Annotated in this window: 8 protein-coding genes; 3 read left to right on the forward strand and 5 right to left on the reverse strand. The window is 65.6% G+C overall.

What is annotated here, in order from left to right:
- Window positions 1-4,599 carry an IPTL-CTERM sorting domain-containing protein gene (locus ACF8NF_RS00925; protein ID WP_392449924.1) on the forward strand — a complete coding sequence of 1,533 codons (4,599 nt, stop codon included), beginning with the start codon at window positions 1-3 and terminating at the stop codon, window positions 4,597-4,599.
- A gap of 47 nt (window positions 4,600-4,646) precedes the next feature.
- Here the strand turns inward: ACF8NF_RS00925 and ACF8NF_RS00930 are convergent, their stop codons facing one another.
- Window positions 4,647-5,939: a hypothetical protein gene (locus ACF8NF_RS00930; protein ID WP_392449926.1), complete on the reverse strand. Its 1,293-nt coding sequence runs from the start codon at window positions 5,937-5,939 to the stop codon at window positions 4,647-4,649.
- The gene (locus ACF8NF_RS00935; RefSeq protein WP_392449928.1) at window positions 5,936-6,937 is read right to left on the reverse strand and encodes a Bug family tripartite tricarboxylate transporter substrate binding protein; all 1,002 of its coding nucleotides are present in this window, start codon (window positions 6,935-6,937) and stop codon (window positions 5,936-5,938) included. Before ACF8NF_RS00935 ends, ACF8NF_RS00930 begins: the two co-directional genes overlap by 4 nt.
- 151 nt (window positions 6,938-7,088) lie before the next feature.
- Here ACF8NF_RS00935 and ACF8NF_RS00940 point away from each other — a divergent pair, with 151 nt between their 5' ends.
- Together ACF8NF_RS00940 and ACF8NF_RS00945 are read left to right on the forward strand one after the other, a co-directional pair.
- Window positions 7,089-8,000: a LysR family transcriptional regulator gene (locus ACF8NF_RS00940; RefSeq protein ID WP_026062122.1), complete on the forward strand. Its 912-nt coding sequence runs from the start codon at window positions 7,089-7,091 to the stop codon at window positions 7,998-8,000.
- Window positions 8,001-8,051: 51 nt separating this feature from the next.
- On the forward strand, window positions 8,052-8,771 hold the full coding sequence (locus tag ACF8NF_RS00945; RefSeq protein WP_016451304.1) for a Crp/Fnr family transcriptional regulator: 720 nt from the start codon (window positions 8,052-8,054) through the stop codon (window positions 8,769-8,771).
- Between the two features lie 13 nt (window positions 8,772-8,784).
- Here ACF8NF_RS00945 and ACF8NF_RS00950 read toward each other — a convergent pair whose 3' ends face one another.
- The 3 genes from ACF8NF_RS00950 to ACF8NF_RS00960 all read right to left on the reverse strand — a co-directional run bounded on the left by ACF8NF_RS00950 (window position 8,785) and on the right by ACF8NF_RS00960 (window position 14,345).
- Entirely contained in the window at window positions 8,785-10,056 is a 1,272-nt protein-coding gene (locus ACF8NF_RS00950) for an amidohydrolase family protein (protein ID WP_034364142.1), read from the reverse strand.
- 100 nt (window positions 10,057-10,156) lie between these two features.
- Window positions 10,157-11,242: a fimbrial protein gene (locus tag ACF8NF_RS00955; protein ID WP_392449930.1), complete on the reverse strand. Its 1,086-nt coding sequence runs from the start codon at window positions 11,240-11,242 to the stop codon at window positions 10,157-10,159.
- A gap of 256 nt (window positions 11,243-11,498) precedes the next feature.
- On the reverse strand, window positions 11,499-14,345 hold the full coding sequence (locus ACF8NF_RS00960) for a site-2 protease family protein (protein WP_392449931.1): 2,847 nt from the start codon (window positions 14,343-14,345) through the stop codon (window positions 11,499-11,501).
- Window positions 14,346-14,438 lie beyond the last annotated feature (93 nt).

Raw genomic sequence — 14,438 nt, forward strand, 5'->3', positions numbered from 1 at the left:
ATGCGCAGTTCCATTGCGGCCTTGACCCTGTTGACCTTGACCACGGGGGCTCAGGCCGATCCCCTGGTGCAACGCGAGTTCTCTGGCAGGGACAACCGCTTCATAGAAATGCCCGGGGCCGGCTTTCGCGCCATGGCCTCAGGCAAGCGCATCAGTTTCGACGCGCAAGGCATGAGCATCGACCTGCCCGGCCGGGCCACCAGCGTGCAAGGCCGGTCGGTGGCCGCATCCGGCGTGGCCCGGAGCCTGAGCCTGCGCCCGGATTCGCGCCTGCGCTACAGCTTCGAGAACGGGACCATGTCGGCGCCGCAGGGCATGCAGCCTTCGCCCACGCTGTACCACTGGCTGGTCGGCGAAGCCGCGCAATGGCGCACAGGCCTGCGCAGCTTCGGTGCGCTGGGCTACCGCAGTGTCTGGCCCGGCATCGATGCCGTCTTCCAGGGTGAGCCCGGTGGCCTCAAGTACCAGTTTGAGCTGGCGCCTGGCGCCGATGCCTCGCTGGTCTGGCTGCGCGTGGAAGGTGCGACGGATGCACGCATCCTGCCCACGGGAGCGCTGCAGTGGAGCATAGGCAACGACCTTTTCACCGACGATGCACCGCTGGTCTACCAACCCCGGGGCAATGGCCGCGTGGACGTGCCCGCCCGCTATCGGCTGGAGCAGGTGGACGCCACCACCTGGCGCGTGGGCTTTGAGCTGGGCAGCCATGACAAAGGCCTGCCGCTGGTCATCGATCCGGCCTGGACCGGCTACTCGGGCCTGGTCGGAGGCAACTCGGCCGACCAGGTCAACGCCGTGGCGCGAGACAGCGACGGCAACACCTACGCTTGCGGCGTGACGCAATCGTCCGACCTGCCCAACGCGGGCAGCAGCAAAGGTGGCGAGGATGCCTTCGTCGTCAGATTCGATCCCAAGGGTGTCCCCTTGAGCGTCACTTATGTGGGCGGATCGGGAGACGACGCCTGCAACGGCCTGGCCGTGGACATACAAAACCGCATCCACCTGGCGGGCAGCACGGAATCCACCGGCTTCCCCCTGCTTGGCACAGATGCCAACCAACGCTTTCGGCGCAGCAAGAGCACGACGGATAGGGATGCCTTCGTCATGCGCCTGGCACCAGACGGTGCCGGCATTCTGTATTCGGGCCTGATTGGTGGAACGGGTGACGATCAGGCCAATGCCCTGGCTCTGGACACCCTTGGCCGGGTCTATGTGACCGGATTCACGGAAGGCAAAGGCTTTCCTGCCGTGAACGGGCCGCAGCTCAACCACGGCTTTGGCCCTGCGCAGTCAGAAATGCGGGATGCCTTCGTGGCCCGCATCGACGCTTCAGGCAGCGGGCTGGAGTACGCCGGATACATCGGCGGCGACGGCGGCGCCGACATCGGATATGCCATTGCCGTGGACGGCACCGGCGCGGCCTATGTGGCAGGCGCTACCGACTCTGTCTCGGGGATGCCGGGCGCCACGGGCCTCAGGACACAAATCAATTCGCGCGCCATCGATGGATCAGACGGCTTCGTCGCCAAGATCCGGGCCGACGGCAGCGCCTTCGACTACTTCACGCTGCTGACAGGCTCGGGGGCCGGTGCGGACCGTGCACTGGCACTGAACCTGATGTATGACGGCTCACTGCTCGTGGGCGGGGAGACCGGGTCAGACAACTTTCCTGCCGACAACGGCGGACTGCGCAAGGGCCTAGGGCCGCAGACCGCGCGCAGCACCGGCATGGACGGCTTTGTGCTGCGTCTGAATGCATCAGGAGACCAGGTGCTGGACGCCACCTACCTGGGTGGCAATGGCTACGACAGCGTGGAAGGGCTGGCCGGCGACGGCGTGCAGTGGTTCGCCACGGGCAGCACCAGCAATGGCGCAGGCTTTCCCGTCAAGGCACAAAGCGGCCTGTCCACCACGCCAGGAGGCAAGCAGGACGGCTTCCTGGTCAGCATCGCAACCAGCGATCCGAACAACTGGAACTATGCAGGGTTCCTGGGCACCTCGGAAAACGAGGCCATGCGCAGCCTGGCCGCAACCAATGTGCAGGGCAGGACCCTTCTTTCCGTGGGCGGCGCCACCACCACATCGGGCACCAACGGCCTGACCAACCCTGCGAACAGCGCCCTCAGCGCAAACGAGAGCCTTTCGAATGGTCTGGTATTTCGCATCGATCCTTTCGGCCCACCTGCGGCCATGGCGGTGCTCACTGGCTCTCAACAGTCCACCCGCATCCAGCAGCCTTTTGCCACGCCGTTGTCGGTCAAGGTCACCGACATCGACGACCAGCCGCTTGCCGGCATCATGGTGGACTTCAATGCGCCTGCCGCATCGGGGCCATCCACTACCTTTGCCACAAGAACCTCGGTCACGACCAACGACCAGGGCATCGCATCGCTGAGTGCCACGGCCAACCTGTTCGCCGGCAGCTATACCGTGACGGCGCAGGCAGGGGCGGCCAGCACCTCGTTCTCGCTGACCAATGACAAGAGCCCGCAGGCTGCACTGACGGCAAGTGCAGCACTGCAGACCCTGCCCTATGCCGGCACCACCACGCTGAGCGCCAACGGCGGCTCTGGCGCAGGCGCCATCAGCTACGCCGTAACTGCAGGCGCGGCCTATTGCACCCTGACAGGCAACACGGTCACAGCCACGGCTGTGGGCGATTGCACCGTGACGGCGACCAAGGCGGGAGACGCCAGCTACCTGGCCGCCACGACCACCGTGGACATCTCGGTGATCAAGGCCCAGCAGCCTGCGCTGACGGCGATGGCAACACCCAGCACGCTGGCGGCCTTCAGCACGGCCGCGCTGTCAACCAGTGGCGGCGCAGGGTCCGGCGCCGTGGGCTTTTCCATCACGGATGGAGCCGCCTTTTGCTCCGTCAACGGCAACACGCTCACTGCGGAAGGCACGGGCTCCTGCACAGTGACCGCCACCAAGCTGGGCGATGCCAACTACCAGGACACGCTGGCCACCACCGTGGTGACCGTGACCCCTGCAGCCCAGGTCACCCTGAGCGTGCAGTCCACGCCTTCGACCCTGACCTTCGGCGCCACGGCAACCCTGGCGACCACTGGGGGTTCGGGCAGCGGCGCCGTCACCTACGCCGTGACGGGTGGTGCCCAGTTCTGCGCGGTGACGGGCAACCAGTTGAGTGCCATTGGCGCCGGCAGTTGCACCATCACGGCCACCAAGGCTGGCGACATCAACCACCAGGCCATCAGCGCCAGCACCACCGTCATCGTGGCCAAGGCTGGACAGACAGCACTGTCGGTGCAGGCCAGTCCTGCAGCCATCAGCTTTGGCGGCATTTCGCAACTGAGCACCACGGGCGGCTCGGGCACCGGCGCCATCGGCTTGAGCGTCGCGGGCCCCTGCAGCATCGCGGGCTCCACGCTCACCGGCCTGGGTGTCGGAACCTGTACGGTCACGGCCACCAAGGCAGCGGATGCCGACCATGAAGAGGCCACGGCCAGCACTTCGGTGACGGTGTCACAGGCAAGCCAGGTGGCCCTGTCCGTGGTGGCATCACCCGCCAGCATTCCCAAAGGCGACTCCAGCACGGTCACCGTCACTGGCGGCAGCGGCAGCGGTGCACTCACGCTGGCGCTGACGGCAGGCGCTGGCAACTGCGCGCTGTTCGGCAACACCGTCACCGGCACGGCCGTAGGCAGCTGCACGGTGACGGCGACCAAGGCGGCCGATGCCAACCATGCACAGGCCACCGGCTCGGTACAGATTGCAGTCGGCAAGGCAATCCAGAACATCACCTTCGATTTCTCGTCCCTGCGTTATCTGAGCCCCCAGGCCCTGTCGCTGGCAAACGCCGCCGCAACCAACTCCAACCTGCCGATCAGCTTCAGCAGCCTCACTCCTCAGACCTGTGTGGTCACCGGCACCTCGCTGCGGCTGATGCGCACGGGAGATTGCACGCTGCAGGCCAGCCAGGCCGGCGATGCCGAGTACGCCGCGGCAACGCCCGTGAACCAGACCTTCACGATCACCCTGCCCCCCCACTCTCTGAGCACCATCACCGGTACCGTGGGCGGAACGACAGTCTCAGCAGAGATTGCTGCGGGAAGCCCATGGGTCTTCACACCCATGGGAACAGGCCCGGCGCAGACTGCGGGCTTCATCCCGCTGCAGGGGCACATCAGGTCACCTGCCGACGCACCGCCTGCCAATCTTCAGTTCCCGCTGGGCCTGTTCGATTTCGCTGTCCACAACGGTGCGCCGGGATCCACGGTGAGCATCAAGCTCACGTTCCCGAACAATCTGCCCCGCAATGCACAGTACTGGAAGTACGGCCCCACGTCCGACAACGCAACGCCGCACTGGTATCACTTCACCGGCGCGCAGTTCAACGCCAGCGACAACAGCGTGACGCTGACGATTGAGGACGGCAGGAACGGCGATGACGACCTGGATGTGAACGCCTTCATCAGTGACCCGGGTGGCGTGGCCGTGCTGGCCGCCGCTGCCGGCGGCAGCCCTGCGACCATTCCCACGCTTTCGCAATGGGGCCAGTGGACGCTGGCAGCGCTGATGCTGGGCGTCGCAGCCCTGGCCGGACGCCGCACGCGAATGCGCAAGCCGCGCTGAGTCCTACACGGTAGCCGGGGCTGCTCACGCGCCCCCGACTACCCGAGTCAAGCCTGCACGATCCCCGACACATCCAGCACATACATCTGCCGCTGGTGCTCGTGCACGGAGTCGATGCAGACCTGGCGCCCGTCACGGCTCCAGCGCGGGTGCAGGTCGCAGCGGTTTTCCTTGCTGAGATCGGGAGAGGCGTAGAAGCAGCCCAGGTCGTGGCGCTCGCCCGTGTGCATGTCGTACAGGAACAGGAAGCGCTCATGCGTTCGGTCGTCGGGATAGGTGTCGCTGAGCAGCCAGCGCGTGTCCACGGGCGAGAAGCTCATGTGGCCGTTCTCCACCAGCACGCCTGCGCCCACCACCTGCACGTCACCGCCCTCCACATCGTCATAGAGGTGATAGTGGATCTCCCCGGCATGCGGGCCCCACACAATGATGTGGCTGTCGTCCTGCCATAGCGGATGCGAGATCTGGTATTCGGACTTTTCGTAGTCGAACGTGCCCACGGCCATCGGGTCGAAGTCGTCGGCCAGCTGGGGCAGCGGATGGTCCGAGCATTCGAGCAGGCGCATGTCGGAGCCGTCGGGCGCCATGGTGATGAGGCGGTGCAGAAAGCAGGTTTCGTCCTTGACGCGTTCGGTCCAGCGGTGCAGGAAAAGAATGCGCGAGGAAGACGGGTTGACCTCGATATGGCTGACCCAGTGGATGGCCTTGTCCATCGATGTGCGGTGATGAAATGCCTTGAGGCGCGCATAGCTGGCCAGCAGCCTTGCCTCGCCCGTCGCGACCTCCATGCGCCAGATGCCGTCGTCCTCGGGCGCCAGGGGCAAGGCGAAGGGACCACCCTCTTCGCTGTAGCCAATGGTTTCGTGCGTGATGTAAAGGCGCCGGTAGTCCACGCACAGCGCCCAGGCACTGCTGGGCGCCACCACATACACAGGCATGGGCAGGGTGCGCCGCTCGCCGCTGTCCACATCGATGACCACGGAGCCGAACCCCGGATAGCGCCCCCCGGAATCTGCCGTCCTGTCGTTGTAGATCAGCTGGCGGCCCGCCAGCCCGTCCAGCCACTGCAGCTGACTGCCCATCTGCCAGTTCCAGGCGCCTGTCTCGCCCACGGCGTGGAAGCGGTCGCCGTTTTCGGTATCGAAGTAGCCGATGGACGCCCGCGCCTGGGGCGTGAGGTACTGGTCCATCCACGGCGTTTGCTGCGCCAGCACCAGGCGATTGCTGCGGTCCCAGCTGGACTTGTTGTAGTAGCCGAAGAAGTGGTGCTGGCGGCCATCGCCCAGGCGGCGGCAGGGGACGAAGGATGCGGGGGTGTTCGAAGTCATGGAGCGTTTCATTGGGCGGAGATGTGGCCTTCGGCGATCACGCGGTCCCAGCGCTGCTTTTCGCGGGCAACGAAGGATTGCGCCTCAGGCAGGCTGTTGGCGACGGCGCTCATGCCCTGCTCTTGCAGGCCCTTGCGGAACTCGGGTGTGGCCACGACCTTTCGGATGTCGTCATTGAGCTTTTTGACGATGGCCTCGGGCACCTTGGAGGAGACTGCCACCGTGGTCCAGGAGGTGGCCACATAGTCCTTGAGCCCGGACTCGGCCGCCGTGGGCACATCCGGCAGGGCCGGCAGTCGCTGGCTGCCCGTGACGGCCAACGCCTTGAGCTTGCCGCCGCGTATGTGCGACAGCACCGTGGGCGGGTTCTCGAACATGAGCTGGATCTGGCCGCCCAGCAGGTCGTTGATCGCGGCCGAGCTGCCGCGATAAGGCACGTGCACGATGGGCGCGCCCGCCTGCAGCTTGTACAGCTCGCCCATCATGTGCACGGACGAGCCCACGCCGGCCGAGCCGAAGTTGACCGTGCCAGGCGCCTTTTTGGCCAGCGCCGTCAGCTCGGCCAGGTTGCTGGCAGCAAGGCTGGGCGTGGCCACCACCACATGCGGCATCTCGGCCAGCACGGTCACCACGCGCAGATCCCTTGCGGGGTCATAGGCCAGCTTGCTGTATACGCCATAGGCGGCATGCAGGCCGATGGAGCCCACCATCAGCGTGTAGCCGTCGGCCGGCTGATCGGCCACATATCGGCCTCCCAGATGACCGCCCGCGCCGGGTTTGTTTTCCACCACTACCGGCTGGCCCCAGAGCCGGCTCAGGCGGTCGGCCAGCATGCGTGCCTGCACGTCGGAGCTGCCGCCTGCAGTGAACGGCACGATGATGCGCAGCTGGCGCCCCGGCTGGGGAAAGCCATCCTGCGCGATGGCGGCGACTGGTGCCGTGCCAGCCAACGAGGCGGAGATGGCCACAGCGAGCATGGCGGCTTTGCGGCCTGCGCTTGTCTTGATCATGGAATCCTTTCGATGGCGCTGCCGCGCCTGGGCAAACGATGCAATGAGGCCAGTGTAGAAAGCGGGGCATCTTTGGAAAAATGCATTTTTCCGTGGCCTCTATACAGAAAAGATATACATTGCCAGCCACCCCGAGCAGGAACGAATCGCCATGTCCAGACCCCTGAGCTCCCGAGAGATCGAGGCCTTCCGTGCCGTCATGCAGACCGGCACCACCACGGCCGCCGCGCGGCTGCTGCACACCACGCAGCCTTCGGTCAGCCGGCTGCTGGCCCAGATGCAGGCGGCCGCAGGGCTCAAGCTGTTCGACATGCACAAGGGCCGGCTGCGCCCCACGGCCGAGGCCGTGGAACTGTTCGCCACCGTGCAGCAGCATTTCCTGGGGCGCGAGCGCATAGAGCGCGACCTGGCCGCACTGCGCCAGTCCGGCGCCGGCACGCTGCGCATAGGCTGCACGCCGGCCCTGGGCCTGAGCGTGATCCCGGCCGTGGTGCGCAGCTTCGCGCAGCGCTACCCGGGCACCCACATCAGCCTGCAGACCCTGGGCTCCACGCCCTTGCGCGAGGGCCTGCTGCATGGCCACTTCGACCTGGTGGTCAGCACCATGGCGCTGAGCACGCCCGAGCTGGACGCCACCGTGCTGCACCGCAGCCGCGCCGTCTGCGTCATGCACCCGGACCATGCGCTGGCCACGCGCACGCGGCTGCATGTGCGTGACCTGCAGGGCCAGCTGCTGCTGACCCTCAACGCCGATGACGACATCTACCTGCAACTGCGCAGCACCATGCAGGAACACGGAATAGAAGCCGGCTCCACCATGGAGACCACCTACTCCTCCACCATCTGCACCCTGGCCGCCCAAGGGCTGGGGCTGGGCGTGGTCAACCCCTACGTGGCCTCGGTGTTCGCGCGCGACCTGCGTGTGCTGCCACTGCTTCCAGCCTGCGCGGTGGAGGTGGTGCTGGCCCTGCCGCCCCAATACGCGCCCACCGAAAGGGCCGACTGCTTCGTGCAGTTGCTGCGCGAGCAATTGCACGCCTATCCGCAGGCCCGCACGCCCTAAAATTGCGGCCGATTGGAGACAAGCGGTTTGCAAACGAGTACCCACGAGCCCATGCTCACCCCCGCCGAGCGCGAGGCCATCAATTCCGGCCAGTGGTTCTGCAGCCTTTCGCCCTCGCTGCGCCATGACATCCTGCGCCAGACCACGGTCCGGCGGCTCAAGGACGGGGCACTGATCTATGCACGCGGCGATGTGCCGCACAGGTGGTATGCCTGTGCGCAGGGCGCCGTGCGCATGAGCTCGACCAGCCTGTCGGGTCGGCAGACCACGCTGGCCTATGTGGAGCCGGGTGCCTGGTTCGGCGCCATGTCCACCTTCCTGGATGAGCCGCGCACGCGCGATGCCTATGCCCATGGCGACACCACGCTGCTGTGCGTGGACAAGGAGAGCTTTCACGCCATCCTGGCCACGCATGTGGAGTTCTACGACGCCCTGCTGCGCCTGCAGGCCCACCGCATACGCCAGACCTACGGGCTGGTGGAAGACCTCAACACCCTGCCCCTGCGCGCACGCCTGGCCAAGCAGCTGCTGCACCTGTCGCGCAGCTACGGCACACAGGTGCTGGACGACCCGCGCGAGCTGCGCATAGGCCTGCAACTGGTGCAGGAGGAGCTGGCCCAGTTGCTGGGCGCCTCGCGCCAGCGCGTGAACCAGGAGCTCAAGCGCATGGAGCGCGACGCCTGCATTCGCGTGGAAGCCCAGGGCCTGGTGGTCAGGGACCTGGTGGCCCTGCAGACCATCGTGCGCGAGGCCAGCCTGGCCGGCGCCTGAGGCCGGCGCCGGTTCAGCGCCGCCAGTCGATTCTTGCCGGGCGGCCCGGCAGATGCAGCGCAGCCGTTGCAGCAGGCGCCTCGGCCAGCAACCGGCCCTTGCGGAACACCTTCAGGCGCGTGGCGCGCAGCCGTATCGCCTCGGCCGCATCGCGCGCCTGCAGCAGCACGAAGCTGGCATCGCAGCCGGCCTCGATGCCATAGCAGTCAAGGTGCATCACACGCGCCGCGCGCGTGGTCACGGCGTCGAAGCAGTCGCGCATGCCGTCCTGGCCGGTCATCTGCGCCACATGCAGGCCCATGTGGGCGACCTCCAGCATGTCGCCCGAGCCCATGCCGTACCACGGGTCCATCACGCAGTCATGGCCGAAGGCCACGTTGACGCCTGCGGCCAGCAGCTCGGGCACGCGCGTCATGCCGCGGCGCTTGGGATAGCTGTCCTGGCGGCCCTGCAGCGTGATGTTGATCAGCGGATTGGCAATCACGGCCACGCCGCTTTCGGCGATCAGCGGCAGCAGCTTGCTCACGTAGTAGTTGTCCATGCTGTGCATGGAGGTGCAGTGCGAGCCCGTGACGCGGCCCTGCAGGCCCAGGCGCTGCGCCTCGAAGGCCAGGGTTTCGATGTGGCGCGACAGCGGGTCGTCGGACTCGTCGCAGTGCATGTCCACCAGCAGGCCGCGCTCGGCCGCCAGCTCGCACAGCAGCCTGACGCTGTCGGCACCCTCGGCCATGGTGCGCTCGAAGTGGGGAATGCCACCCACCACGTCCACGCCTTTGTCCAGCGCCCGCCGCAGGTTGGCGACGCCGCCGGGCGAGCGCAGCACGCCGTCCTGCGGAAACGCCACCAGCTGCAGGTCGATATAGGGAGCCACCTGGCGCTTGACCTCCAGCAACGCATCGACGGCCAGCAGGCGGGCATCGCTGGTATCCACATGGCTGCGGATGGCCTGCAGCCCCTTGGCCGCCGCCCAGTCGCAATACTCCAGCGCGCGCGAGATCAGCGCCTCGGCCGTGAGCAGCGGCTTGAGCTCGCCCCACAGCGCTATGCCCTCCAGCAGCGTGCCGCTGCGGTTGACGCGCGGCAGGCCGTGGCTCAGCGTGGCATCCATGTGGAAATGCGGATCGACGAAGGGAGGCGACACCAGCTGGTGCTGTGCATCGACCACCTGGTGGGCAGGCGCTGAAAGGCCCGCCGCGACCTCGACGATGCGCCCGCCCTGCACGGCGATGGACATGTCCTGGCGGCCGTCGGGCAGCGTGGCGTGAATGACGAGTAGATCAAGCATCTGCGTATTCTGCGGGCATGGCCGCGCACCCGCAGACTTGCCTGACCACGCTGAATGGCCTGGCAGCGGTCAGACCGAAAGCGCAAGGGATCAGGGGGAACTACTGGTAGCTGATGGTGAAGGTCGCCGCCGCATTGGCACTGCCTATGGTCACGTTCTCTCCGGTCTTGACATAGCGCGCCGTCAGCGGGATATCCAACCGCTCCTGCCCGTAGGCAACAGACCCTGCAAACCATTGATTCCTGTTGCCGGCGGCATTGGAGTCCGGGCCAAAGCCCAGTATCTGGTCATCCTTGCGGATCTGCACACCCACACCTTTTGCCACCGAGGTTTTCGACAGGGTCAGAGCATTCCCGATATTTCCAGGATTTGCCACATCCGTCAGGGTGACATAGGCGTTGGTCAACGAACCTGGAATGCCGCCCTTGCACAACAACGAGATGAGGAAGGAGCGGGGAGCACCGGTTGAGCCGATTGAGGTGAGTTTTTGAGCGACAGTCTGGGCCATGCGCACGGGCTCCGGCGCCTGTGGGGTACAAGTGGGCACCCTGGGCCGGAGGACGACGGGCGAGGAAAAGCTGTATTGAGCGAGAATCTGGCCAGATGCATCAGTCGCGCGTTCGTACAGGAAATCGCTGTCCAGCACGCCACCTGCAGTGATATCGCCATCTGCGGTCTTGATCAACTCAACTTTGACATCGGAAAATTGATATGCAAAAGATCCGGGGTGATCGGAATGCTCCGAAGTACTTACAGGCGCAGCACCATGTATAGTCGAAACCCTCATTCCAATACCCTCGACTGTCGTCGGGTATATATTATTGACTGGTGTAGATTTACCTACGCTATAGCCCATGACCCGTTGCTTACAATTCATCAATCTCTTGCCAACCCCATTACTCAGTACCGCCACAGCGGCTTTTGAGTAAATCACCGTGTTCTTGGCCACAGTGGGATTGAATTCTGGGGGATTGAAATTACTGAACACATACTTGTAATAGCCTGCCCCATCACTTGTATCTTTAATTTCGCATTGGGACCATGCGGAGGTGGCCATCATTGCAAAAATAAGTATCATGACAGCCTTGTTTATTCTGCAAAAAGCACCTATGAATATATGCATTCTGAATACCTCCGGATAATAAAAAATTCCAAGGCCGCATTTCCTTGGTAAATTTTCAATCATAGGCACCTTTCATCCGAGATGAAATCAGATCAATCTGATTCAAGGTCTGCCCGGTGCCATGAAGGTCGTGGCGAGGCAGGCGATGGACATGTCCTGGCGGCCATCGGGCAGCGTGGCGTGAATGACGAGTAGATCAAGCATTTGCGTATGCTGCGGGCAGGGCCCGGCGCTCTCTCTTTCGGTAGGGTTTCATCAGGGCATGCGGATAGCTGGCCCTGCGCTGCCGGCATGCGCGCGCCCTCCCCGACGATACCTATCAGGGGCACAGTCCTGCGGCCTGCGCAGACTCGTGCTGGAGCCTGCGCTCCAGGTTTTGCCAGTCGCTATGAAGGTCGCGCGCCACGCGCGGGCGCCTGCAAAGCGCAACGTGGTGCGCCTGGGACAGCGGTTGCAGCGCGGCCAGTGCCTGCAGGCGCAGGGCATCGTCGTTCAGCAGTTGCGCGGCGGCCAGCCGGGCCTGGGCGATTCCGATTTCGGCATATGCACGGGGTGCAGGCAGCTGTTGCGCCAGGGCCTGGCGCACTTCAGCGGCATCACCCATGCCTATGGCAATCCAGAGCCAGGCGATCCAGCTGTCCTGGGAGGCGTAGTGGCCGGCCTTCTTCGGCGGGGTGCGCTCCACGCTTTGGCGGGCCAGTGCCACGGCAGCGCCAGTCTGGCCGTGCTCGGCCATGAACCGGGCATGCAGGGTTTCGGCCTGCATCAATGAGAAGATTTTCCATTCACGGCGCTGAGCCGAATCCGCAGTCACGGCATGTGCAGCTTGCGGCGCTGCCTGAAGCGCGGCCTGGAGCGCGATCACATTGGCCTGCAACTGGGCTTGCGCCGCTTCGGGGTGGCCGCTGGCATCCAGCAACCGGGCGAGCTTGATGCGCGCGTGCAGCAGCAGGAAATCGTCCGGCGCATCGGCGTCGGCGCGGCGGATCTCCACGGCTTGCACCATCCGATCAAGCCTTTGCGCCACGGTCTGATCAGGCGGTCCCCAGAACGCAAGAACTTCCTGCACGCTGGCCAGCACCCGGCGTGCAGGGCCTGGCACGTCCTGCAGGTCGGCCACCAGTCGCTGGCGCAAATTCGCTGCCTGCTCGGCGGTATCCGCCGTGTCGGCCATGCCTTTCAATGCAAGGGCACGCTGCAGATCACTCTGTGCCCGGGACTGCGTCATCGCCCAGGCCGATTGGTAAAGTGCTTTGGCGCGCGCCTCGGCCAGAGGATGGTCGTCCATGAGTTGCAGTTCCCCGGCGGCTTCCAGGTAGATCTCCACCCGTTGCTCTTGGGCAGACGGGGGCAGTTGGTCGGCCTGGGCCAGGCGGGCCTCGATCGCGGCCAGGTGCTGCTCCGGTACGTAATCACGGCGGGCAGACAGCTCCACATCCCACAGCGCAGCAAGAACCTGCCGCCCCTGCGGCGCAGCTTGATGAATGCCCATGACCATGGCCACCGGCAGCAGCAGGCAGGCCAGGTAGATTGCCAGGCCCGCTGCGCCTTCGGCCCAACCGGGCGCACGCGATTGCAAGGAGGGCAGCAGTGCGCCTGCAGCGGCCGCGCGCCGGACAAAGGGCCAGCGCGCAAAAGCGGGTTGCTGCAGCACGCCGAATGCGCGGTGTACGGCATCGGCCTCACTGACCGGGGCCTGGCATGCCTCCTGTTGAGGAAGCGTGTGCAGGGTGCGATGCACGGCCCGCTCCAGTTGCATCACACGCCATTGCCACGGCAGCCCCATCAGCAGCACGCCGGTGAGGATGGAGATCAAGGGGTCCCGGCTGAACCAGGCCAGCCCACCCAGCGCGGCCATGCCCGCCAGTGCAAACACCAGCCGCATTGCGGGCAGGCGAGCGAACAGCAGGCTCTCCACCACGCGGCCGCCATCCAAAGGCGTGAGGGGCAACAGGTTGAATGCGTTGACGACCAGGGTCAGCAGCAGCAATTGCATGGTCCAGGCGGGTGGCTGCGGGAGCAGGCCCCAGCCTACGGCAGCCAGCGCTCCCACAGCCAGCAACAGCCCAGGCATGGGACCGGCCAGATAGACGCCCACTTTTTGCAGCGGCGTGGCATCCGCCTTTTCTCCGGTGGCCATGCCGCCCAGGCCAGGAATGAAGAAGACGGATTGCCGCTGGTAGCCCGCCCAGCGCATGGCCAGCCAATGCCCTCCTTCATGCACGGCGATCACCACCAGAAGCATCCACGCCATGTCCCATGAAAACAGCACGGCGCCTGCTGCCAGGAACAGCGCCGCCGTGATCCAGAAACTGCGGTGGCGGTTGTGCGCCATGCCCAGCCCGCGCTGCACGGCTTTCTGGTAGCGAAAGCGCAGCGCCTCGGACACTTGCCGGACCTGCGGCCCATGAAGGCATGCGTCGGCAGATGGGCTGGCGGGCCCCGCCCTGTCTTCCTTGCGCACCTGGCGCAAGGCGCGCCAGGCCAGCCGCAGCGACTCGCGCCAGCTGAGCCGCCAGAACCCGGGCCCGGCAGGCAGCGCACGGCCCTGGGCCACCAGTGCAGGGACTTGGCTCCGGCCCCACTCATCCAGGCGCTGTACCGCCTGGTCAAGGCCCTGGACCACGGGAGCCCGGTCGCCGGACAGGCGCTCGGCGTAGGCGGCCCAGGCCGATGCGGTATCGGGCTGGGCATCGTCCAGGTAGGTCCAGCCGGGCGGCGCAGGCAGGCTTGTCTGAGGCAGGCCATTGAAGCCCATCCAATTGCGCCCGTCGGCAAAGAATGTGAGCCAGGTCACGGAGCCCACGGTGCGGCCATGCCTGGCGCTTCCCGCCTGTTCGGCCTGGACCATCGCCCAGGCCCGCCCGTCGGCATGGACGAACAAGTCCACCTCCAGAGGAAGGTCGGGATCCATGGCCTGCGGATGCGTGCCCTGCAGGCTGGCACACCAGGTGAAGCCCAAGGCTTGCAACTCCGGCCGCATGGCATCCAGCACCGCCCGTGAGTCGGGCTCCAGTGCCTGGCGCTCCACCACGGCCATGGGCGCAGCACGCAGGCGCAGGCGCATGCAGTTCAAAGTGGCCAGCAGCAGCGAGAGCGCATACAGCAAGGGAATCGCGCCCAGCAGCGCCAGCCAGGGCGCGGCTTGTGAGAGCCAGTTCATCATCTTGAATAGTCTTGTCGATGGAGTGTGACGGTTCTGATGTGCCCTCCCAAAAGCTCCTCCAGGCAGATCAGCATCGGGATCGTAGCCTTGCCA

The sequence above is a fragment of the Delftia sp. WSY_22 genome, assembly GCF_043104185.1.
In the GTDB taxonomy this organism is placed as follows: Bacteria; Pseudomonadota; Gammaproteobacteria; order Burkholderiales; family Burkholderiaceae_C; genus Comamonas; species Comamonas tsuruhatensis.